This window comes from Micrococcus sp. LASM2_SD2 (assembly GCF_057364565.1).
In genome coordinates this window covers 1-20,072 of the sequence record NZ_JBNFOB010000015.1, presented here as the reverse complement: position 1 = coordinate 20,072, position 20,072 = coordinate 1, and the positions used below count along the sequence as shown (strand labels likewise).

Annotated in this window: 22 protein-coding genes and 2 pseudogenes; 9 read left to right on the top strand and 15 right to left on the bottom strand. The window is 72.2% G+C overall.

Features of this window, described 5'->3' with window-relative positions; translation table 11 throughout:
- Positions 1 to 273: 273 nt before the first annotated feature.
- Positions 274 to 402, bottom strand: coding sequence for a hypothetical protein (locus AC2W7A_RS02050; RefSeq protein ID WP_485989875.1), 129 nt, complete (start codon positions 400 to 402; stop codon positions 274 to 276).
- Positions 403 to 424: 22 nt separating this feature from the next.
- A complete protein-coding gene (locus AC2W7A_RS02045) occupies positions 425 to 1,633 on the bottom strand; it encodes a chorismate-binding protein (protein WP_485989874.1) in 1,209 nt (402 codons plus the stop codon).
- Between the two features lie 183 nt (positions 1,634 to 1,816).
- Between AC2W7A_RS02045 and AC2W7A_RS02040 the strand changes: the two genes are divergently transcribed.
- The 4 genes and pseudogenes from AC2W7A_RS02040 to AC2W7A_RS02025 all read left to right on the top strand — a co-directional run bounded on the left by AC2W7A_RS02040 (position 1,817) and on the right by AC2W7A_RS02025 (position 6,087).
- Positions 1,817 to 2,503, top strand: coding sequence for an arsenate-mycothiol transferase ArsC (locus tag AC2W7A_RS02040; RefSeq protein ID WP_485989873.1), 687 nt, complete (start codon positions 1,817 to 1,819; stop codon positions 2,501 to 2,503).
- A gap of 310 nt (positions 2,504 to 2,813) precedes the next feature.
- On the top strand, positions 2,814 to 3,227 hold the full coding sequence (locus AC2W7A_RS02035; protein ID WP_485989872.1) for a metal-sensitive transcriptional regulator: 414 nt from the start codon (positions 2,814 to 2,816) through the stop codon (positions 3,225 to 3,227).
- 97 nt (positions 3,228 to 3,324) lie between these two features.
- Positions 3,325 to 3,543, top strand: a complete 219-nt coding sequence (locus AC2W7A_RS02030; protein ID WP_485989871.1) for a heavy-metal-associated domain-containing protein — start codon at positions 3,325 to 3,327, stop codon at positions 3,541 to 3,543.
- Between the two features lie 161 nt (positions 3,544 to 3,704).
- Positions 3,705 to 6,087: pseudogene (locus AC2W7A_RS02025) on the top strand (heavy metal translocating P-type ATPase).
- Between the two features lie 20 nt (positions 6,088 to 6,107).
- Here AC2W7A_RS02025 and AC2W7A_RS02020 read toward each other — a convergent pair.
- The 5 genes from AC2W7A_RS02020 to AC2W7A_RS02000 form a co-directional block, all read right to left on the bottom strand.
- On the bottom strand, positions 6,108 to 6,413 hold the full coding sequence (locus tag AC2W7A_RS02020) for a helix-turn-helix domain-containing protein (protein WP_485989870.1): 306 nt from the start codon (positions 6,411 to 6,413) through the stop codon (positions 6,108 to 6,110).
- Between the two features lies 1 nt (position 6,414).
- The gene (locus tag AC2W7A_RS02015) at positions 6,415 to 6,771 is read right to left on the bottom strand and encodes a type II toxin-antitoxin system RelE/ParE family toxin (protein WP_485989869.1); all 357 of its coding nucleotides are present in this window, start codon (positions 6,769 to 6,771) and stop codon (positions 6,415 to 6,417) included.
- A gap of 172 nt (positions 6,772 to 6,943) precedes the next feature.
- Positions 6,944 to 7,477, bottom strand: coding sequence for a VOC family protein (locus AC2W7A_RS02010; RefSeq protein ID WP_485989868.1), 534 nt, complete (start codon positions 7,475 to 7,477; stop codon positions 6,944 to 6,946).
- Between the two features lie 49 nt (positions 7,478 to 7,526).
- On the bottom strand, positions 7,527 to 7,949 hold the full coding sequence (locus tag AC2W7A_RS02005) for a DUF4259 domain-containing protein (protein WP_485989867.1): 423 nt from the start codon (positions 7,947 to 7,949) through the stop codon (positions 7,527 to 7,529).
- A gap of 16 nt (positions 7,950 to 7,965) precedes the next feature.
- Complete coding sequence (locus AC2W7A_RS02000) at positions 7,966 to 8,496, bottom strand: SRPBCC family protein (protein ID WP_485989866.1); 531 nt, start codon at positions 8,494 to 8,496, stop codon at positions 7,966 to 7,968.
- Between the two features lie 79 nt (positions 8,497 to 8,575).
- Here AC2W7A_RS02000 and AC2W7A_RS01995 point away from each other — a divergent pair, with 79 nt between their 5' ends.
- Positions 8,576 to 9,118, top strand: a complete 543-nt coding sequence (locus AC2W7A_RS01995; RefSeq protein ID WP_485989865.1) for an SRPBCC family protein — start codon at positions 8,576 to 8,578, stop codon at positions 9,116 to 9,118.
- 85 nt (positions 9,119 to 9,203) lie between these two features.
- On the opposite strand, the gene AC2W7A_RS01990 is transcribed toward AC2W7A_RS01995, so the two are convergent.
- Both AC2W7A_RS01990 and AC2W7A_RS01985 read right to left on the bottom strand, forming a co-directional pair.
- Positions 9,204 to 9,347 (bottom strand): hypothetical protein, encoded by a 144-nt coding sequence (locus AC2W7A_RS01990; protein WP_485989864.1) that lies wholly within the window; start codon positions 9,345 to 9,347, stop codon positions 9,204 to 9,206.
- A 10-nt stretch (positions 9,348 to 9,357) separates the two neighbouring features.
- Positions 9,358 to 9,813 carry a hotdog fold thioesterase gene (locus tag AC2W7A_RS01985; protein ID WP_485989863.1) on the bottom strand — a complete coding sequence of 152 codons (456 nt, stop codon included), beginning with the start codon at positions 9,811 to 9,813 and terminating at the stop codon, positions 9,358 to 9,360.
- A 188-nt stretch (positions 9,814 to 10,001) separates the two neighbouring features.
- On the opposite strand from AC2W7A_RS01985, the gene AC2W7A_RS01980 reads away from it, so the two are divergent.
- Positions 10,002 to 10,700, top strand: a complete 699-nt coding sequence (locus AC2W7A_RS01980; RefSeq protein ID WP_485989862.1) for a hypothetical protein — start codon at positions 10,002 to 10,004, stop codon at positions 10,698 to 10,700.
- A 16-nt stretch (positions 10,701 to 10,716) separates the two neighbouring features.
- Here the strand turns inward: AC2W7A_RS01980 and AC2W7A_RS01975 are convergent, their stop codons facing one another.
- Together AC2W7A_RS01975 and AC2W7A_RS01970 are read right to left on the bottom strand one after the other, a co-directional pair.
- Positions 10,717 to 12,258: a SulP family inorganic anion transporter gene (locus AC2W7A_RS01975; protein ID WP_485989861.1), complete on the bottom strand. Its 1,542-nt coding sequence runs from the start codon at positions 12,256 to 12,258 to the stop codon at positions 10,717 to 10,719.
- Between the two features lie 106 nt (positions 12,259 to 12,364).
- On the bottom strand, positions 12,365 to 12,748 hold the full coding sequence (locus AC2W7A_RS01970; RefSeq protein ID WP_485989860.1) for a MerR family transcriptional regulator: 384 nt from the start codon (positions 12,746 to 12,748) through the stop codon (positions 12,365 to 12,367).
- Positions 12,749 to 13,028: 280 nt separating this feature from the next.
- Here AC2W7A_RS01970 and AC2W7A_RS01965 point away from each other — a divergent pair, with 280 nt between their 5' ends.
- On the top strand, positions 13,029 to 13,469 hold the full coding sequence (locus AC2W7A_RS01965; RefSeq protein ID WP_485989859.1) for an arsenate-mycothiol transferase ArsC: 441 nt from the start codon (positions 13,029 to 13,031) through the stop codon (positions 13,467 to 13,469).
- A 116-nt stretch (positions 13,470 to 13,585) separates the two neighbouring features.
- Here the strand turns inward: AC2W7A_RS01965 and AC2W7A_RS01960 are convergent.
- Positions 13,586 to 15,234, bottom strand: a pseudogene (locus AC2W7A_RS01960) (thiamine pyrophosphate-dependent enzyme).
- A 345-nt stretch (positions 15,235 to 15,579) separates the two neighbouring features.
- Between AC2W7A_RS01960 and AC2W7A_RS01955 the strand changes: the two are divergent.
- Together AC2W7A_RS01955 and AC2W7A_RS01950 are read left to right on the top strand one after the other, a co-directional pair.
- Positions 15,580 to 16,257: a CGNR zinc finger domain-containing protein gene (locus tag AC2W7A_RS01955; RefSeq protein ID WP_485989858.1), complete on the top strand. Its 678-nt coding sequence runs from the start codon at positions 15,580 to 15,582 to the stop codon at positions 16,255 to 16,257.
- A 33-nt stretch (positions 16,258 to 16,290) separates the two neighbouring features.
- Positions 16,291 to 17,355 carry an L-lactate dehydrogenase gene (locus AC2W7A_RS01950; protein WP_485989857.1) on the top strand — a complete coding sequence of 355 codons (1,065 nt, stop codon included), beginning with the start codon at positions 16,291 to 16,293 and terminating at the stop codon, positions 17,353 to 17,355.
- 9 nt (positions 17,356 to 17,364) lie between these two features.
- On the opposite strand, the gene AC2W7A_RS01945 is transcribed toward AC2W7A_RS01950, so the two are convergent.
- The 3 genes from AC2W7A_RS01945 to AC2W7A_RS01935 all read right to left on the bottom strand — a co-directional run bounded on the left by AC2W7A_RS01945 (position 17,365) and on the right by AC2W7A_RS01935 (position 20,026).
- The gene (locus AC2W7A_RS01945; RefSeq protein WP_485989856.1) at positions 17,365 to 17,748 is read right to left on the bottom strand and encodes a hypothetical protein; all 384 of its coding nucleotides are present in this window, start codon (positions 17,746 to 17,748) and stop codon (positions 17,365 to 17,367) included.
- Between the two features lie 176 nt (positions 17,749 to 17,924).
- Positions 17,925 to 18,497, bottom strand: a complete 573-nt coding sequence (locus tag AC2W7A_RS01940; RefSeq protein WP_485989855.1) for a hypothetical protein — start codon at positions 18,495 to 18,497, stop codon at positions 17,925 to 17,927.
- A gap of 173 nt (positions 18,498 to 18,670) precedes the next feature.
- Positions 18,671 to 20,026, bottom strand: coding sequence for an MATE family efflux transporter (locus AC2W7A_RS01935; protein WP_485989876.1), 1,356 nt, complete (start codon positions 20,024 to 20,026; stop codon positions 18,671 to 18,673).
- Positions 20,027 to 20,072 lie beyond the last annotated feature (46 nt).

Below are 20,072 nucleotides of genomic sequence, written 5' to 3'. Positions count from 1 at the left end.
CTACCACCGGATCCAGCAACGACTCGAGGGCCTGACCCCGATGAAGTATCGGGAACAGGCCCTCGAGGAAGACAGGGCGCTTACGCTCTGATTACCAGTCCAACAACCGGGGACCAGTGCATTCGTACGAAAGGTGCCCCGCCGTCGTCGTGGTCCGAGCGGCAGACCCGCCCACTGGAGGGTGCGCTCCAGTTCATGGCGAGGGCGACGTTTCCGGAATTCTGGCGTTGGTCCGGGAAAACTTCGCCCTCAAGGCCGGGACCAGGCAGGCCTTCAGACTTCGACTACGCCCAGTGCCCGGCGCATCGGCTGGAACTTCACGCCGATCTCCGTGACCTCGTCGCCCGGGTCCGAGCCCGGCACGATGCCGCCGCCGGCATGCAGGCGTACGCCCACCGCCACGTCGGCCGCCTCATCGGCCGCCTCATCGGCCGGCGCCGAGGCATCCCGCACGGCCTGGCCGCAGCGGCAGGCAGAGGGCGATCTCGCCGTCGCCGCTGCCGTCCAGCCAGCCGACCGGGGCGCCGTAGCGGCCACGGTCCACCGGCTCCACCTCGGCGATCACGCGTACCGCGTCCGGCGTGGGGGTGCCGCCCACCGCGGCGGTCGGATGCATGCGCGTCACCACGTCCAGCACCGTGCCGCCCGCAGCCTTGAGCCGCCCCGAGATCCGTGTGGCCAGGTGGTGCACGTTCGGCAGGGTCAGCACGTGCGGCATGAACGCGGACTCGTCCATCTCCAGCGCCGGAGTCAGCGCCTCCCACACGGAGCGGGCTGCCCAGTGGTGCTCGTCCGCCATGCGCCGGTCCGCGGCGAGGTGCGCCTTCGCCGCCTCGTCCGCCTTCGCGTTCGCCCCGCGCGGCACGGAGCCGGCGAGCACGAGCGACTCCACAGCGCCGTCGTGCCGGGTGGCGAGCATCTCCGGGGTGGCGCCGAGCAGGCCGCCGACCGCGAAGACCCAGGTCTGCGGGTAGGCCTCGCGCAGGGCGTCCAACGCGGCCCAGAGCGCATCCTCGTCCGCCGGCACGGTCTCGGTGCGGCTGATGACCACCTTGCGGAGGATCTCGCCGGTGGCCTCGGGTCCTTCGGCCGGCCTGCCCAGGCGCTGCAGCACGGCGCGGACGCCGTCGGCATAGCCGACATCGTCCCAGGCCGCGTCCGGGTCTGCGGCCGGCAACGGCATGCGGCCGTGCGGGGCGAGCTCGGCGACCTCGTCCACGGCCACGGCGGCACGGAGGGCGGTGGCGGAGACCTCCTGCACGTAGAGGGCCACGCCCTCCGACGTCAGCTCGGTCCAGTGCGTGGGGATGCGCAGCACGGCCGGCTCGGGCGAGTCGTCCGAGAACGTGCCGGCCACCCAGGCGCGTTGGCCGGGACGCGGGGTCGGCTCGTCCGCGTCCGCCGCCGGCACGGGGATCATGGCCAGCGTGCCGGTCTGCGGGGTCGCCTTCACGCTGCGGGACCACAGCTCGGAGAGGCGGCGCAGCCGGTGCCTGCCCTTCAGCAGCACGGTCCACCCGCCGGCCCCGACCTGCACCGTCTCGCCGCGGGCCCAGACCACGGCGTCGGCGAAGGCGGCCTCGGCGTGGACGGAGGGCAGGAGGGAGCGCAGGGAGTCGTGCTGGGCGGGCATGGCACCCATTGTCCCGCACCTCGTCCTGCCCACACACCTCGCCCTGCCCCTCCGACCAGCGGTGTGGCGAACAGAACGCCCCGGGGACACCCGGCCGCTGTCCGTCCGCGGCTTCTGAGCATAAGGTGAACAACAGACGAACAACGGGAGTCCATTCGCCCCCCTGAGAGCACGAGGCAGACCGTGAGCCACACCCCGGACCCCCACGCCACCCCCACCCCCGAGATGCCGTCCATGGACGCCGGCGTCCTGGACCGCGAGGCCGAGACGCTGCAGCAGCGCTTCCCGGAGGTCACGGACCTGGCCGGCGCCCGCGCCGAGCTGCAGTCCGCCTACGACGAGCTGGCCGCCACCACCCGGCACCCCAACATGCTCACCGCCTCCGCCCTGAACCTGGCCACCCAGCGTCTGCGGGAGAAGGCCAAGCGGCAGGGCAGCGTCGAGTCCCGCCACCCGCGCGTGCTGTTCGTCTGCCACGGCAACGCCGGCCGCTCCCAGATGGCCTCGGCCCTGCTGGTGAACCGGTCTGAGGGCCTCATCCTGGCCCGCTCGGCGGGCACCGCCCCCGCCTCGAGGGTCCTGCCGCACGCCCTGGACGCCATGGCGGAGATCGGCATCCCGCTGCACCACGCGGTCCCGAAGTCGATCGACGCAGACGTGGTCCAGGCCGCGGAGACCGTGGTGGTCTTCACCGGCGCCGACCCCGTCGAGTGGCCCGAGCACCTGGACGTCCGCCACTGGGACGTCCCGTCCCTGTCCGGGCTGGCCCTGCCTCAGGTGCAGCGCGTCCGCGACGACCTGGACCTGCGCGTGCGCCAGCTTGTCCGCGAGATCGAGGGCGGCGGCCGCACCGAGCCGCTCGACGGCTGATCCGCCGGACGACGCCGCGTTCAGCGCCCGCGTCCCCCGTCGACTTCCCACCCCCCTCCTCCCGGCCGCGCCCGCCCTCTTCCCGACGCGGCGCCCGCCCCCGCCTGTCTCCGCACCCCAGCCCCTCCTCGCTACTGGGGAGAACACACCCTCATGGCCCCGGCCCGAGGGGCGCTTGACGGTGAGTCCCCACCAGTAAGTGGCGCCGGCTCCGCGGCGCGTCCCGGGCGTGCCGAAGACGGCGCACACCGATGTCCTCCGATGGCGAAGCCTCTTGTGCACATACCCCCTAGGGGTATACAAAGGAGGCATGGAGAACACCGAGCCCGCCACCTGCCGCCACGCCGCGGGAGCAACGGCCACCACCTCCGTCGGCGTAGTCGACGGACCGGCCTCGGCCGCCCACGACGGCACCGCCCCGGCCGAGCACAGCCACGGCTACGGCGGGCAGAAGGACGCCTACCTCAAGCGGCTGCGCCGCATCGAGGGCCAGATCCGCGGCCTGCAGCGCATGGTGAACGAGGACGTCTACTGCATCGACATCCTCACGCAGGTCTCTGCGGCCACGAAGTCGCTGCAGTCCGTGAGCCTCGCGCTGGTGCAGGACCACCTGCGGCACTGCGTGGCCGAGGCCGCGGTCGAGGCGGACCACACCGGCCGCGCCGAGATCGTGGACGCCAAGGTCGCCGAGGCGACCGCCGCGATCGGTCGCCTCCTGCGCTGAGCGCCGCGGCGCAGGCCCTGCACCCACGCCCGCGCCCACCGCCCACGCCCAGACCCTCCGACCGCACACCCACCCCACAGACAGAAGGAGCACCGCCATGGCCACCACCGAACTGAAGATCACCGGCATGACCTGCGATCACTGCGTCGCCTCCGTCACCGAGGAGATCTCCGAGCTGCCCCTGGTCACCGCCGTGGACGTGGTCCTCGTCTCCGGCGGCGTCTCCACCGCCACCGTCACCTCGGACCAGCCCGTGAACCCCGCCGAGCTGCAGGCCGCCGTGAAGGAGGCCGGCTACGAGGTCGTGTCCGCCTGATGTCCACAGACCCCGCCTCCCATCCCGACGACGGCTCCGTCGCCTCCGCCGGCACCCGCGCCTCGGGTGCCTCCTCCCCTGCCGGCGCCACCGCCCCGGAAGCGTCCTCGCTGGACGTGCCGACGGCGCCCGCCCGCACCGTGACTCTGGACGTCACGGGCATGACGTGCGCCTCCTGTGTGCGCCGGGTCGAGCGCAAGCTCGGGAAGGTGGACGGGGTCTCCGCGACGGTGAACCTGCCGCTCGAGCAGGCCGCCGTCTCCGCACCCGAGTCCGTCACGGACGCCGAGCTGATCGCCGCCGTGGAGGCGGCTGGCTACGGGGCGAGGGTGCACGGGAAGGCGGGGGCCGTCGTCGGGAAGGACGGAGGCCGCGGAGGCGGTGAGACGGCCGCGGACGGCGAGCCGCCCGCCGATCCCGCCGCCGGTGCCACGGACGCGCACGCCCCGGACACGCTGCTGCGCCGACTCGTGGTGGCGGCGCTGCTGACCGTCCCGACCGTGGTGGTCTCCATGGTCCCGGCCGCACAGTTCCCGCATTGGGGCTGGGTGGCGCTGGTCCTCTCCGCGCCGGTGGTGTTCTACTCCGCCTGGCCGTTCCACTCCGCCGCCGCACGCACCGCCCGGCACGGGTCCTCCACCATGGACACGCTGGTGTCCGTGGGCGTGCTCGTCTCCTGGGGGTACTCCGCGATCGAGCTGGCCCTGGACCCGGGCATGACCGAGCACGTGGGCGGCGGCATGGCGGCGATGGCGCATCACAGCCTCTACTTCGAGACCGCCGCGGTGATCACCACGTTCCTGCTGCTGGGCCGCTGGCTGGAGGCACGTGCGAAGCGCAGGGCCGGGCAGGCGCTGCGGGCGCTGCTGGACCTGGGCGCCGCGCAGGCCACGCTCTGGGACCCGGCAGCCCGCGCCGAGAAGGTGGTGCCGGCGGAGTCCCTGGCCCCGGGCGACCTCGTGCTCATCCGTCCCGGCGAGAAGGTCCCCACGGACGCCGTGGTGGTGGAGGGCTCCTCCGCCGTGGACGCCTCCCTGCTGACGGGCGAGTCCGTGCCGGTGGAGGTCGGGCCCGGCGACGAGGTCACCGGCGCCACCGTGAATGTCACCGGACGGCTGGTCGCGCGGGCCACGCGCACCGGCGCGGACACCACGCTGGCGCAGATGGGCCGGCTCGTGTCCGAGGCGCAGACCGGCAAGGCGAAGGTCGCGCGGCTGGCGGACCGCATCTCGGCGGTGTTCGTGCCGATCGTCATGGGCATCGCGGCGCTGACGCTCGTGGTGTGGCTGCTGGTCACCGGCGGCGACGTGGCCTCGGCGCTGCGGGCGGCCGTGGCGGTGCTGGTGATCGCGTGCCCGTGTGCGCTGGGCCTGGCCACGCCCGTGGGGCTGCTGGCCGGCACCGGCCGTGCCTCGCAGCTGGGCATCCTCATCCGCGGCCCCGAGGTGCTGGAGGACTCCCGCACCGTGGACACGATCGTGCTGGACAAGACCGGCACCGTGACCGAGGGCCGCATGCGCCTGGCCGACGTGGTGGCCCTCCCCGAGGACACCGCCGGTGCTGTCGTTCGGGAGAACGTCGGGTCCTCCTCGGCGGACCGGCTTCCCGACGACGGCGCTCGCCTCACCGAGGCCCGGCACGGCTCGCTGGGGCCGGCTCAGGCCGCCCTGCTCACCGTGACCGCCGCGGTGGAGCACGGCTCGGAGCATCCGATCGCGAAGGCGATCGTGGAGGGTGCCCGCGAGCACGGGCTGGCGCTGCCCGCCGTGGAGGACTTCGCGTCCTCGGCCGGCGGCGGCGTGAGCGGCCGCGTGGTGCTCGGTGAAGGCGAGGGCGACCAGGTGGCCCAGCACGTGGCCGTGGGTCGCGGGGACTTCGTCCTCCAGCACGTCACCCGCCCGTTCTCCCCCGAGGCGGAGGCACGCTTCGCGGCGGCCGAGGAGGCCGGGACCACCGCCGTGTGGGTGGCCGTGGACGGCGAGCTCACCGGGTTCGTGGCCGTGCAGGACACCGTGAAGCCCTCCTCCGCCGCGGCGATCGCGGACCTGAAGGCCCTGGGCCTGCGCCCGATGCTCGTCACCGGGGACAACGCCGCCGTGGCGAAGGCCGTGGCCGCCGAGGTCGGGATCGATCCGAGACGTGGTGGCCGGCGTCCGGCCGGAGGCCAAGGTCGAGGTGATCCGGTCCCTCCAGGGCGAGGGGGCCGTCGTCGGGATGGTGGGCGACGGCGTCAACGACGCCCCGGCGCTGGCCCTGGCGGACGTGGGCATCGCGATGGGCTCCGGCACGGATGTGGCGCGCGAGGCCGCCGCGATCACCGTGATGGGGTCGGACCTGCGGCAGGTGGTGCAGTCGCTGGAGCTGTCCCGGAAGACGCTCCAGGTGATCCGCATGAACCTGTTCTGGGCGTTCGCGTACAACACCCTCGGCATCCCCGTGGCGGCGCTCGGGTTCCTCAACCCGATGATCGCCGGCGGCGCGATGGCCGCGTCCTCCGTGCTGGTGGTGCTGAACTCGCTGCGGCTGACGCGCTACGGGCGGTGAAGGCGGAGCGACGGAAGTCGTCAGGCCACCTGGATGCGGTGGTCCCCGAGCACGAAGTCCAGCTCCAGGCTGCCGCCGACCGCCTCGACGTAGCCCCGGATCGTTCCGACCCGGGCGCTGTCGAGGTCGCCGTTCTCGATCTTGGAGACCTGACGCTGACCCACACCGATCCGCGCCGCCAGCTCGGCCTGGGTGAGCCCGGCCTGCTCCCGCAGCTCCCGCAGCCGACAGGCCCTGACCTCGGACAGCATCCGCTGTCTGTGCCGCTCGACCGCGGCTCGGTCCACCGGTCGCTCGGCGAGGAAGTCCTCGAGTGTTCTTGCCATGTCAGCGGCCCTTCTTCCTCAACCCGTGCAGGTGTGCGTCGAACAGGTCGTCCGCGGCAGGGATCGACCGGCGATACCACCGGGTCCAGTTCCCCGACTTGTCTCCGCCGAGGAGAAGGATCGCCGAGCGCTCCGGGTCGAACGCGAACAGCACCCTCAACTCACTCCTTCCCCGCGACCCAGGCCTCAGTTCCTTCATGTTCCTATGTCGCGAACCCGCCACGGTGTCCACCAGAGGCCGCCCCAGCTGCGGCCCCCATTCCTGGAGCAGCTGCAGTGCCGCGACGACCTGTGCCAACGAATCCTCGTCCAAGGAGTCCAGCCACGGCTCGACCAGCTCGATCTCTACCCTCCACATGATTCCACGCTAGACCTTCTAGGGTCTAGGCAGAGTGTGCGGGTGATTTCTGTGGACAACGCAGACCACGCGTGCCCCCTCCCCGACGTTTTCGCGAGCAGAACGGGAGACCTGCTCCCGGGCGGCACCCCGTTTCGCCAGCGAAAACGCAGAGGGGCGGGCTGTCGGGCGGTCACGGACGTGCCGCGTCCGGTCCGCCCTCCACCACGAGGTCCTCGCGCGAGCCCGGGACCCCCTCGCCCTCACCCGGCCCCGCCGCGGCGTCCGCCGTGTCCTCGCCGAGCGGGTCGTGCTGCGGCAGGCCGCCCTCGATGTCGAAGAGCCAGAGCACCCCGTGCGGGTCGCGCAGCATGCCGAAGGCCGAGCCCCACGGGGTGTTCGTCAGCTCCTGCACCACCTGGGTGCCCTCGGCCTCCACGAAGCGGTCCCAGTAGGACTGCAGCTCCGCGCTCTCGGACCCGGACAGCGCGATGTTGCCGTTCTCCCCGAACTCGCCCGCAGACTGCGGGGTGCGGTCGCAGGCGAACAGGGTGAACCCGCCGTCGGTCTGCAGGGCCGCGTGCATCACCAGCGACGCGGTGTCGTCCTCGGCGCCGACGTCCCCGAACGTCTTCACGTCCAGCTCGCCGCCGAGCACCATCTGGTAGAGCTCCATCGCGGCACGGGCGGTGCCGCCGAAGGTCAGGTACGGGTTCAGGGTGGCCATCGTCGGGGCCTCCTCGTCGTGATGGTCGGGTCTGCTCCGCCGGTCCCGGTCACGGCACGGCCTGGTGGGAGCGCTCCAGCCAGCGCTCGAGCTCGCCGGACTCCTCCCACCGCTCGAAGAGCTCGGAGACGGCCGGCTCGCGCAGGGTCATGCCGATGTGCTCGCGCAGCCGGTCGATGTCCTCCTCGGAGAACTGCTCCAGGAACGGGTCCAGGTCCAGTTCCGCGCCCTCCTCTAGCTGGGCGTGCTCCACGATCTGGTCCAGCGCGTCGATCTCGTCCCCGCGGGCGAGGCGGACCAGCGCCCCCATGGCGAGCAGCTGCTCGCCGGTGCGCATGGAGATGTAGCCGTCGGAAGACTCGGCGCGGATGGTGCGCCGGTAGTCGTCCAGGCGGAAGGTGCCGTCCAGGACCTCGTCCAGCAGGTCCGTGGCGGTGTCGTTCTCGAAGACCTTCGTTCCCCAGCTAGCCATGGAGTCAGCCTAGGACTCAGGCGCCGCCGGCGGCCAGATGCTCGGCCCGCTCGGCGATGTGCCGCAGCTCCGTCTCCATCTGCTTCCGGGTGGCCCTCAGGGCGAGCGGCCCCATCAGCGTCATGCCCGCCGTGGACGCCAGCCCCCTCAGGCCCGTCGGCGCCTGGCCCGACCGTGTCGCGGAGAATCGGAACACCAGGTCGGTGCCGTCCGGCTCGGCGCCGTTGCCGGCGGGGGTGAGGTCGAAGCCGGTCTCGTAGCGGACCCCGTCGTGCTCGGCCACGATGTCCGTCCGCCGCTCGGGGTCCACGGCCGCGACCTCCATGACCTCGGAGGCCTCACGGCCGAACATGCGGCGCGTCTCGCGCCACCGGGTGCCGCGCCGGTAGGTGCCCGGGCCGTCGTCGGAAAGCCGTTCCAGCCGCAGGATGCCCGGCAGGTGCCGGGCCGTCCCCTCCAGGTCCGTGATCACCTGCCACACGACGACGGCCGGCGCCTGGACGTGCCGGCTCACCTGGGTGCTCCACATCGGGTGGGGCGTGTTCATGGGGCTCCTTCGCCAGGGGGTCTTCCGTCGTCAGCGTAGACCCGAGACGGGCGGTGCGGCAGTCCCTAGACTCGGCTCCATGAGCGAGACGAACCGCCCTGAGAACGCCGAGCAGACCAACGAGGAGACCACTGTGCTCCCCCAGGCCGCCCAGCAGGCCGCCTGGCCGGAACCGGTGGAGGTCGGCGAGCGGCAGGTGGCCTACCGGCTGACCGTGCACGCGCCGGCGGACGAGCTGTGGGCCCTGCTGGCGGACCCGCACCGCCACCACGAGGTGGACGGCTCCGGCACCGTGAAGCCGACGGTCCAGGGACCGCACCGGCTCGCCGTGGGCGACCGGTTCACGGTCCACATGAAGAAGTACCGGGTGCCGTACGTCATGCCGCTGACCGTCACCGGCGCCGAGCCGGGCCGGCTGGTCGAGTGGGCGCACCCGGGCGGCCACCGGTGGCGGTGGGAGTTCCGGGACAACGGGGACGGCACCACCGCGGTCACCGAGACCTTCGACTACTCGTGGGTGGGCGCCAAGCAGGCCAAGGCGTACGAGCTGCTGCGCCTGCAGCGGGAGAACGGGCGCGGCATCTCGTCCTCGCTCACCCGTCTCGCCGCGCGATACGCCTGAGCCGGCGCCGCTCCTGCTCCGCGAGGACCGGGTCCTCCCAGTCCTCCGGGCGGTACTCCCCCTCCAGGGCGTCCAGGTTAAGGACCTACTTGCGCGGGTGGAACGCGAACACCTGGCGCCAGGTGTAGCCGAAGTACTGGGTCGGCGAGTCCGGGTCCACGCCCGGCGGGATCTCCCCGCCGCAGATGTCCTGGATGTCACCCCAGGTGGTGTACGGGTGCAGGAGCAACCGGCCTCCCTCAGGCGCGCGGGCGCGGGCTGGTGGAGTGGCCGGTGAAGTACGCGACGAGCTCGCCGTCCGCCTCGATGCGGACCTCGATCATGCGGTCGCGGCCGAACTCGATCTGCTGGCGGGCGACGGCGGTCAGGCGGGTGCCGAGCTTCGCCGGGGCCACGTAGGTGATCTCCGCGCGGCGGGTCACCGGGGCGGCACCGAAGGTGGCCACACAGTAGGCCAGGGCGGTGTCCGCGAGGTGGAAGAGGAAGCCGCCGTGGCAGATCTCGTGGGAGTTCACCATGTCCGGCGTGACGTCGCGGTGCAGAGTCACGTGCCCCTCGGCCGCCTCGCCGAGGGTGATCCCGTGCTCGCGCACGGCGGGGTCGACGGCGTAGATCGCCTCGAGGCGGGCGCGCAGCGCGGGGTCCTGCGGGGCGGCGTCGAGAGGGACATCGGGCACGGGGGGCATCTCGGTCATGCACCCAGTATGCCGCCTGGCTCCCGGGAAGAGACGCCCTTCCTCTGCCTTCTCCCCCAGGAGGATCTCGGTTACCATGGTGTCTGGAGCAGGAGACAGTCCTCCCCTCCGCTGTGGACCCGTCATTCGCGCCGCAACCGGGCTCGCCCGCCCGCGAGACACTCCCCTCAAGAATGCCAGGAGCCCCCATGCCTGCCCCCACCCACACTCAGCCTGCGCCCTCCCGCCGGGCCGTCACCGCCGGTCTGGCCTGGTCCGTCCCGGCGATCGCCGCCACGGCCGCCGCCCCCGCCTATGCGGCCTCCTGTGCGAACCCCACCACCTACACCGGGGACTTCACGCAGGCGAACGTCTACGGCGCCCCGCCCTCCAGCTACACGTGGACCTCGGCCAGCGGCAACACGATCACACTGGACGTCAGCACCGTGGCCTACGGCGGGAAGTCCCTGATGACCAACAACCTGACCTCCGCCGGAGGCATCAACCAGGGGTACAGTGGCAGGGGCGACCTCGAATCCGACGGCCTCCAGCTGCAGCAGCAGGGCAACGGCGGTCAGGTCCTCACCATCTCACTCAGCGAACCGGTCACCGATCTGCAGTTCACCATTGCGGACCTGGACTGGAGGTCGCGCGGCTACCGGGACGCCGTCGTCCTGAGCCCCACCCCCACCACAGTGACCAACAACTCCGCGGTCCAGGGTGCCGGCGTGGCGGGCAACCCCCTCACGCCGAAGACCGCCGCCGAGGTCAACTCAGACACGCTGGACAACCGATCGACGGTGACCTACAGCGGGCCCATCACCTCGTTCTCCTTGGACTTCTCCTCCACCGACGGCACCGTGGCGCAGCAGATCTTCCTGACGAACCTGAGGTTCGCCGCCTGCTGAGCCTCGGCCCCGTCTCTCACTCCCCGGCCAGGCGCCCCGACATCCGTGCCCGCAGCGCCCGGCTGGCCACGTTCAGCCCGGTGATCTCCAGCGTGGTGCCGTTGCGGCGGTACTTCTCCTCGATGGCGTCCAGCGACGCGATCGTGGAGGCGTCCCACAGGTGCGCCTGCGTGAAGTCGATCTCCACGCGTCCCGGGTCCCCGGCATAGTCGAACTGCGTGTAGAGGTCGTTGGAGGAGGCGAAGAACAGCTCGCCGCGCACCCGGTATCGGGCCACCGCGTCCTCGCCCTCACCGTCCACCGTGCGGGAGACGGTGGCCAGGTGGGCCATCCGACGGGCGAACATCACCATGGCGGTGAGCACACCCAGGCCCACGCCCACGGCCAGGTTGTGGGTGGCCACGGTGGCCACCACGGTCACGACCATCACGAGGGTCTCGGACTTCGGCATGAAGGCGAGGGTGGACGGGCGGATCGAGTGCCAGTCGAAGGTTGCCAGGGACACGAAGATCATCACCGCCACCAGGGCGGCCATGGGCACCAGCGCCACCACGTCGCCCAGGCTGACGGACAGGATCAGCGTGAACACGCCGGCCATGAAGGTCGAGATGCGCGTGCGTGCGGCGGAGGCCTTCACGTTGATCATGGTCTGGCCGATCATCGCGCAGCCGCCCATGCCGCCGAAGAGTCCGGACACGATGTTCGCCACACCCTGCCCCCAGGACTCGCGGACCTTGGACGAGCGGGTGTCCGTGATGTCGTCCACGAGCTTGGCGGTCATGAGGGACTCCAGCAGCCCGACGACGGCCATGCCCAGCGCATAGGGGGCGATCACCTGCAGGGTCTCCAGGGTGAAGGGCACGTCGGGCACCATCAGAGCCGGAAGGGAGTCCGGCAGCCGCCCCTTGTCCCCCACGGTGGGCACGTCCACGGCGAAGGCGAGGGTGAGGGCCGTGACCGCCACGATCGCCACGAGCGGGGCGGGGACCGCCGTGGTCACCCGCGGCAGCAGGAGGATGATCCCCAGGCCGAGCGCGGTCAGCGGGTAGACCAGCCAGGGGACGCCCATCAGGTCCGGCAGCTGGGAGCTGAAGATCAGGATGGCCAGGGCGTTGACGAACCCGACCATCACGGAGCGGGGCACGAACCGCATCAGCTTCGCCACGCCGGCCAGGCCCAGGAGCACCTGGAACATGCCGGCCAGGATCACGGCGGCAATGAGGTGGTCCAGTCCGTGGGACTCCACGAGCGGCGCCATCACGAGGGCCGTGGCGGCGGTGGCCGCGGAGATCATGGCGGGCCTGCCGCCCACGAAGGCGATGGTCATGGCCATGGTGGCGGCCGCGAAGAGGCCGACCTGCGGGTCCACTCCGGCGATCAGCGCGAACGCGATGGCCTCGGGGATCAGGGCGAGGCCGACCACGAGTCCGGCCAGGACCTCGGTCTTCAGGCGGCGGGGCGAGCGCAGAGCGCGGCGGACGGACTGCTGCTGCTCCGGGGTCTCTGCAGGGGTGACGGCGGAGTCAGGAAGCGCTGGAGCGGTACGGGAGTCGACCATGGCCCAAACCCTACCCTTACGTGAGGGTAGGGTTGACGCGTGACCGTCAGATGAGGTGCAGGTCATACACCGGCCGGCGGGGCCCGGACGCGCCAACCCGCTCCGGTCAGCGGGCGAGGTCCTCCAGCTCGGCCAGCAGCTCGTCCGCCTGGGCCAGTTTGCGGGACAGGGTCTCCCGACCGCGGCGGGCCCGCTCCAGGAACCCGTCGAGTTCGGCCGTGTCGCCGCCTGCAGCCCCGGACTCGAGCAGCTCGAGCATGCGAGAGGTCTCCTCGAGGCTGAACCCGAGCGGGACGATGCGCTTGACCCGCAGCAGTCGTTCGACGTCGTCCTCGGTGTAGAGCCGGAAGCCGCCCTCGCTGCGGGCGGACGGCGGAACCAGCCCGACGTCGTCGTAGTGCCGGATGGAGCGCAGGGAGAGTCCCACACGCTCGGCCACCTCACCGATCTGCATGGTGCGGCCACCCACCTCACCGGGGCCCTCGTCCATCGTCCTCACCTCTCTGCCTGCGCCCGTGCCGCGGATCCACGCTCCGCCCCTCGCACCGCACGCTCCGCGCCGCCCCTCGACCCTACCGGGGCACCGGGCATGCCGCATGACGCCACCACACCCGCGTCCCGACGACGGCCGTCGCCTCACGATTGACACTCGCCTCGGCCCAGTTCATCCTTCATATCGACATTCATCGATATGCCGTGCGGTCCCGGCGCCGTCCGACCGTCCCCGGACCACGCACTCATCCCCCGCCTCGTCCGCCCAGGAGACCGTCATGACCGCATCCGCGCCGCAGCGCCGCCCCTCCGTCCTGTTCGTCTGCACGAAGAACGGCGGCAAGTCCCAGATGGCCGCCGCCCTCATGGAGCAGGTGGCCGGTGACACCGTGGAGGTCCACTCGGCCGGCACCCACCCGGGTACGGCGATCAACGCCCTCTCCGCGGAGACCGTGGCGGAGGTCGGCGCGGACATGTCCGCGGGCACGCCGAAGCCGATCGACCTGGCGCTGCTGCGCAGGGTGGACCGCGTGGTCGTGCTCGGGTCCGAGGCCCGCGTGGAGCCGGACCCGGACATGGCGGGCACCGTGGAGACCTGGCATACGGACGAGCCGTCCGAGCGCGGGATCGAGGGGGCCGAGCGCATGCGGCTGGTCCGCGACGACATCGCCCGACGCGTGCGCGAGCTCCACGCCGAGCTCACGTCGTCTCCTCAGTGACGGCACCCTGGCGGGCAGGTGTCGGGACTCGACGTTCTCCCGAACGAGAGCGCCCGGTGACTCGACGTTCTCCCGAACGACAACGCCGGTGCCGGCACTGACGTCAGCGCCGACGCTCAGTAGGCCTTGACGCGCTGCTCCACGATCAGATGGATCAGGGCGAACTGCCCGCCCTTCACCGTTTCGAGGGCCCTGTCCACGGCGGCCGGGACGTCCGCGTCCTCCTCCACCCGAATGCCGACGCCGCCGAAGGCCTCGGCCATCGTGGCGAAGTCCGGGTTCTTCAGCTGGGTGCCGGAGATGCGCTCCGGGTACTGGCGCTCCTGGTGGGTGCGGATGGTGCCGTACTCCTGGTTGTCCATGACCACCACCAGCGGCGTCGCGCCGTACTGGGCGGCGGTCGCCAGCTCCTGGCCGTTCATGAGGAACTCGCCGTCTCCGGCGATGGTCACCACCACGCGGTCCGGGAAGTTCAGGGAGGCAGCCACGGCGCCGGGCACGGAGTACCCCATGGAGCCGTTGCGGGCGGAGATCATGGCCCGGTAGCCCTCGGTCGGGAAGTAGCGGTGCGCCCAGTTGGTGTGCTCGCCGGCACCGAGGGAGATCATGGAGTCTGTCGGCAGCTTCGGCATCAGAGTGGCCATGAGCGTGGCCATCTTCGCCTGGCCGTCGCCGGGCTCGGCGGACGGCAGGGCCGCGAACTCCTCCTGCTCGCGACGCATGCGCCGGGACCACTCGCGCCACTCGTCCTTCACGGTGAGGTCCATGCGGACCAGGTCGCGGACGAACACGTCCGGCTTGGCCACGATCTGGTGGGACACCGGGCCGGAGCGGCCGCGCAGGGCCGGGTCGATGGTCACCAGGAAGTTCTTCTTGTCCCAGTTCTGACGGATGGTGAAGCCGTCCGTGACCACGTCCCCGGGGACGGTGCCCACGAACATGATCAGGTCGGTCTCCTCCAGCAGCCTCTCGGTCCAGTCCGGGCGGCCGTAGCCGATGGGGCCGATGTAGGACGGGGAGGAGAACGGCACGGTGCCCTCGGTGCGCCACTCGGCGGCGGCCGGGATCTCGTGGGACTCGAGCCACTCGGTGAGGGCGGCGGCGCCCTCGTCGGTCCAGTCGTTGCCGCCGGTGATGAACAGCGGCTTCTCCGAGCCCTTGAGCGCGGAGTGCAGCGCCTTCCAGTCCTCCACGGTCATGCCGCCCTGGGCCACGGGGATCTGTGGGTGCAGCGCCGCGGAGATCTCCCCCTGGATGACGTCCTCGGGCAGGCCGACCACCACGGGTCCCGGACGCCCGGAGGTGGCGGCGAACATCGCCTCGGCCACGATCTCGGAGGCGCGGTCCGCGTGGTCCAGGACCATGACGCGCTTGGCGCCGGAGTTGAACCAGGCGTGCGGGTCGAACTCCTGGAAGGCCTCGCGGTCCCGGTGCTCGAACGGGATCAGGCCCACGAACAGCACCATCGCCGTGGAGTCCTGCCAGGCGGTGTGCAGGCCCACATGGGCGTTCGCCGCGCCGGGGCCGCGGGTCACCATGGCCACGCCGGGGACCTCGTTCATCTTGCCGTCGGCCTCGGCCATGTAGGTGGCGCCACCTCATGACGGCAGACGATGTTCTGGATCGAGGAGTCGTGCAGGCCGTCCAGCACGTCGAGGTAGGACTCGCCCGGCACCGAGTAGACCCGCTTCACCCCGTGGGCCTCAAGGGTCTTCACGATCACATGGCCGGCGGACATCCGTCCTGCGGTCTCGTTCTGCGGCATCTGTACTGCTCCTGACGTCGGTGGGTGCCGCGCCGTCGCGGTCCCGGAGATGGGCGCATCGCCTCCCGTCGGCGGTGCTCTGGACACTCTCACCGACTATGGTGCCCTCGCTCAAGACTTGAGAAGTGGACATCCGCATCGTGGTCACCGCCCGTCATCGTCCCGACGACGGCACTCACCCCCGCCTGCCGCCCCACCGGCGGCAGCCGCCCCACGGGCGCCCTCCGCCCGCGGCTCGGGCGGAGGCGGACCGGACAGCCACGGTCCACCGAGCAGGTGGAGACGACCCACCGCAGAGGCGACGTGCCCTGCCGAGGCGCGGTGCCGTCGTCGTACAGTGCAGACATGCTCTCCCCACGCACCCTGGACCGGCTCCACTCCCTCGCGACGTTCCTCAACACGGCCCCCGGACTGCACGGCGGGCAGGTGCTGGAGGAGCGACTCGTCTTCGGCACCCAGCTCCCGGACGTGGTGCCCGCGGTGCACGAGGGGAAGAACCGGGTGCGGGTGGCCAACGCCGCACTGCAGCGGGCGCACGACCTGCGCGGCAGGGTGGCCGCCCTCTGGGCGGACGCGGACTCCGGTGAGGACGTGACCGAGCAGGTCAACGCGCTGCTGGAGGAGGTCGGTGCGCTGGCCCTGATCGCCACGGACGAGGGCCTGGTCTACGGGCCGGCATCGCAGACCTCGGACGCGGTGGAGCGCCTCACCGCCCTGGCCGCCCTGGCCCTGGCCGACGTGGTGGCCGAGGGCGAGGCCGCCCGCCTGCGCGTCTGCGCCGGCGAGGACTGCGGCAACGTCCTGGTGGACGCGAGCCGCAACCGCTCCAAGCGCTTCTGCGACGAGGCCAACTGCGGCAACCGCCTGCACGTGCGCAGCTACCGGGCCCGGCAGGCCGAAGCCGCCGAGGACGACGCCGCGGAGACCCCGACCGAGCACACCTCAGGGGACGAGGACAAGGCCGAGAAGAAGTCCAAGAAGAAAAAGAAGAAGGACAAGGACAAGAAGAAGTCCAAGGACTGACTCCGGCCCGCCATGGCGCCTAGGGTGAGCTCCATGAGCGATCAGCACGACGCCCGGCAGCACCCGTCCGCAGATCCGAACGCCGCCTCGGCCGCCGAAGCGACCCCGGGGGCCGTAGCCGACCACACCACCGCCGCCCCGACCTCGCCGCGCCCGGAGTACCGGAAGGTCGGCGTGATCGGCGCCGGCGCCGTGGGCACCTCCGTCTGCTACTCGGCCCTGATGAGCGGGGTCGCGGACGAGGTGGCCCTGTACGACGTCAACGAGCCCAAGGTCCGCGCCGAGGTCCTGGACCTGGCCCACGGCACCGCGTTCACCGCCGCCCACACCATGACCGGCGGAGCCGACCCGGCCGTGCTGGAGGACTCCTCGGTGGTGGTGATCACCGCCGGCGCCAAGCAGAAGCCGGGGCAGTCCCGCCTCGATCTGGCCGAGGCCAACGTGGCCATCCTGCGCTCTCTCATCCCCACCGTGCAGGAGCACGCCCCGGACGCCCTGCTGGTGCTCGTCACCAACCCGGTGGACGTGCTCACCCTCGTGGCGCAGCGGATCTCCGGGCTGCCGGCCGGCCGCGTGATCGGCTCCGGCACCCTGTTGGACACCGCCCGCCTGCGCTGGCTGCTGGCCTCCCGCGTGGGCGTGCACCCGCGCTCGGTGCACGCCGCCGTGCTGGGCGAGCACGGGGACACCGAGTTCCCGGCCTGGTCCACCGCCTCCGTGGGCCCGGTGCCGCTGCTGCGCTGGCCCTCCGCCGCCGCCCCGCAGTTCACCCGCCCGGACCTGGACGCGATCGCGGACTCGGTGATGAACGCCGCCTACGAGGTCATCCAGGGCAAGGGCGCCACCAACCATGCGATCGGCGTGGCCACCAACCGCCTGCTGGAGACCGTGCTCCGGGACGAGCGGGCCGTGCTCCCGGTCTCCACCGTCCTGGACGGCGAACACGGGCTCACGGACGTGGCGCTGTCCCTGCCCAGTGTGGTGGGGCGGGCCGGCGTGCTGCGGGTGCTCGAGACGGACCTGGACGCCGGGGAGGTCCGTCAGCTGCGGACCTCGGCCGAGGCGCTGCGGGAGTCCGCGCGGTCGCTCGGGTTCTGAGCTGGGCGCTCAGCGGGTGCCGTCGCGGCCCTCGCGCCGGGAGCGCTCGCGGGCGCGGCGCTCGTCCACGGCCTTCTGGTGCATCTGCGCGGAGGAGCGGTTCACGCCGGAGCCCTGGGACAGGTGCTCCGGGTTCTCCCGGGAGGCCAGCTGCAGCATGGCCACCACCACGAGGGAGACCACGAAGAACACGCCGAAGGCGATGAGTCCGATGTCCACGCGCAGCGGGTTGTCCGTGCCGCCGGAGGACGTGATCGCGGCGACCAGGCCGCCCACCAGGCCGAGGGCCGCCGAGAAGATCAGCGGCGCCTTCACGGTGTCCTTCAGGCCGCCGCGCTTCTGGCCGCCATGGGGATCCTGGCTGCGCGGGGAACGGGAGGACTGTGCGCTCACTTCGGGACGCTCCTGACTGGGTTCGGGGCCGACGGTCGTCTGCGGCGGGACGACGGTCCTTAGGTGCGGGGCCGTCGTCGGGCAAACTGACCCCAGTCTACGCGGGGTGGACCGGGCCGGGCGGGGCTGTTCGCCCACGGCCGTGGGGCACGACGACGGCCGCTCGCCCGACGCGGTCAGGCGCCGTTCTTCGCGGCCTTGCGGACGTCCAGGTACATGCCGACGCCCGAGACGGCCAGCATCACGCCGAGGATCAGGGCGCCGCCGCCGGCGATGCCGAGCTGGGCGTGCTGGTTCAGCCCGGAGCCGAGGAACAGGCCGACGCCGGAGCCGACGCCCACGGCGCCGGTGATCAGCTGGTCGCGGGCCGGGCCGAACTCGTGGCGGTGCCGGAACCAGGCGACGAGCTCGGCGATGCCGCCGAGCAGCAGGGCCGCACCGACCGTGATGCCCACGCCCTGCGGGGAGGAGAAGAAGAAGAGCACGATGGTGCCGAGCATCCACGCGGCCGCCGCCATGGACAGCGGGGAGCGCATGGCCACCGGGACGGGCTCGCGGCGCAGGTACTCCCACATCGCGGAGCCGGAGAAGACGAGGTACAGGGCGAGGGCGACCTTCATCCACAGCGTGCCCGGCTCCTGCACGAACACGGTGGTCAGGCCGAAGATCAGCGCGACGCCGGCGCGGATCAGGACGGGCTTGAACATGACGTCGGCGACGTCCACGGGGGTCTTGGTCACGGCAGGCACCCGCCAAGTCTAGGACAGCGGGCGGGGTGCGCTCCGAGGACGGCCGAGGACGACCCCGTCGGCCGTCGCCCGCCCCTCGCTCCCCCTCCCCCATCACCGTCTTGTGGGCGAAGTTTCCCGTTATTCGGCCCGAATTCCGGGAAACTTCGCCCTCACGGTGCAGGTGGAGCCGCTCAGGCCCCGGCGCGCATCCAGGCGTCGGAGCGGGCGCGCAGGCCCAGGGTGAGCGCGCGCATGCCCATGTACACGAACCCGAAGCCCACCCAGAGCAGGGCCAGCTGCTCGGGCGCGGCCGGGACGTTCACCCAGGGGTCGGACCAGTCCACGGTCCAGCCCATCCCCCCGGCGGCCACCTGCGCGATGACCCAGAGCACCGGGGCGTAGACCGCCACGTTCACCACACCCGCCAGGGCCAGGTACCGCGCGTCCCCGGCGCCGATCAGCACGCCGTCCAACACGAAGACGTAGCCGGCCAGCGGCTGGCTCAGCGCCAGCACCAGCAGTCCCGCGGTGGCCGCGGCCTGCACGCCCGGCTCGGGCGTGAACAGCGGCGGCAGCACCCAGGCCAGCACGCCGAGCAGCACGCCCGTGACCACCCCGAACCACAGGGACCAGCCCACCATCACCCGCGTCAGCTCCCGGGCGGTGCGCACGTCCCCACGGCCGAGCTCGTGGCCGATCAGCGCCTGCGCGGCGATCGCCAGGGCGTCCAGCGCGAAGGCGAGCGTGGAGAACAGGGTGAACACCAGCTGGTGGGCGGCGAGGACCTCGTCCCCGGCGTCGGTGGCCACGAGGACGGTGAGCAGGATGGCCAGGCGGAGGCTCGCCGTGCGCAGCAGCAGCCAGGAGCCCACCTGGGCCGTGGCCCGCATGCCGGCGCCCGAGGGCACCCAACCGGTCTCGGCGGCCCGGAAGCGCGGGGCCAGCACCAGCAGGTAGGTCAGCAGCATGGCCCACTGGACGGCCGAGGTGCCGAGGGCCGACCCGGCCACTCCCAGGCCCGCCCCGTAGACGAGCACCCAGTTCAGGACGATGTTCACGCCGAAGCCGGCCGCGGCCACCACCAGCGGGGTCCTGGTGTCCTGCAGGCCGCGGAGCACGCCGGTGGCTGCCAGCACCGCGAGCAGGGCGGGGATGCCGGGCATGGACCAGCGCAGGTACGCCACCGCATGCTCCTGCACTGCCCCGCTGCCGCCGAGCGCGCCCACCAGGGACGGTGCGGCGAACCAGCCGACCGCGGCCAGCACCAGGCCGATCAGGATGCCCAGCCACATGCCGTCCCGGCCGCGGGCCATGGCCTCGCTGCCCCGGCCCGCACCGGTGAGCCGGGCGACCTCCGGGGTGGTGGCGTAGGCCAGGAAGATCAGCAGGCCCGTGGCCGTGTGCAGGACGGTGGTGCCCAGGCCCACGCCGGCGAGCTGGGCGGTCCCCAGGTGCCCGATGATCGCGGTGTCCGCGAGCAGGAACAGCGGCTCGGCGATCAGCGCGCCCAGCGCCGGCACGGCCAGGGCGAGGATGCGGCGGCCCAGGCCCCTCGGTGACGTCCGCGGGCGTCGTCGCCCCCTGTCTCCGGTC

Bases quoted from the DNA above. Each gene is read 5' to 3' on its own strand.
- AC2W7A_RS02045 (WP_485989874.1), bottom strand. From the start codon at position 1,633: ATGCCCGCCCAGCACGACTCCCTGCGCTCCCTCCTGCCCTCCGTCCAC.
- AC2W7A_RS02035 (WP_485989872.1), top strand. From the start codon at position 2,814: ATGGAGAACACCGAGCCCGCCACCTGCCGCCACGCCGCGGGAGCAACG.
- AC2W7A_RS02030 (WP_485989871.1), top strand. From the start codon at position 3,325: ATGGCCACCACCGAACTGAAGATCACCGGCATGACCTGCGATCACTGC.
- AC2W7A_RS02020 (WP_485989870.1), bottom strand. From the start codon at position 6,413: ATGGCAAGAACACTCGAGGACTTCCTCGCCGAGCGACCGGTGGACCGA.
- AC2W7A_RS02015 (WP_485989869.1), bottom strand. From the start codon at position 6,771: ATGTGGAGGGTAGAGATCGAGCTGGTCGAGCCGTGGCTGGACTCCTTG.
- AC2W7A_RS02010 (WP_485989868.1), bottom strand. From the start codon at position 7,477: ATGGCCACCCTGAACCCGTACCTGACCTTCGGCGGCACCGCCCGTGCC.
- AC2W7A_RS02005 (WP_485989867.1), bottom strand. From the start codon at position 7,949: ATGGCTAGCTGGGGAACGAAGGTCTTCGAGAACGACACCGCCACGGAC.
- AC2W7A_RS02000 (WP_485989866.1), bottom strand. From the start codon at position 8,496: ATGAACACGCCCCACCCGATGTGGAGCACCCAGGTGAGCCGGCACGTC.
- AC2W7A_RS01995 (WP_485989865.1), top strand. From the start codon at position 8,576: ATGAGCGAGACGAACCGCCCTGAGAACGCCGAGCAGACCAACGAGGAG.
- AC2W7A_RS01985 (WP_485989863.1), bottom strand. From the start codon at position 9,813: ATGACCGAGATGCCCCCCGTGCCCGATGTCCCTCTCGACGCCGCCCCG.
- AC2W7A_RS01980 (WP_485989862.1), top strand. From the start codon at position 10,002: ATGCCTGCCCCCACCCACACTCAGCCTGCGCCCTCCCGCCGGGCCGTC.
- AC2W7A_RS01975 (WP_485989861.1), bottom strand. From the start codon at position 12,258: ATGGTCGACTCCCGTACCGCTCCAGCGCTTCCTGACTCCGCCGTCACC.
- AC2W7A_RS01970 (WP_485989860.1), bottom strand. From the start codon at position 12,748: ATGGACGAGGGCCCCGGTGAGGTGGGTGGCCGCACCATGCAGATCGGT.
- AC2W7A_RS01965 (WP_485989859.1), top strand. From the start codon at position 13,029: ATGACCGCATCCGCGCCGCAGCGCCGCCCCTCCGTCCTGTTCGTCTGC.
- AC2W7A_RS01955 (WP_485989858.1), top strand. From the start codon at position 15,580: ATGCTCTCCCCACGCACCCTGGACCGGCTCCACTCCCTCGCGACGTTC.
- AC2W7A_RS01950 (WP_485989857.1), top strand. From the start codon at position 16,291: ATGAGCGATCAGCACGACGCCCGGCAGCACCCGTCCGCAGATCCGAAC.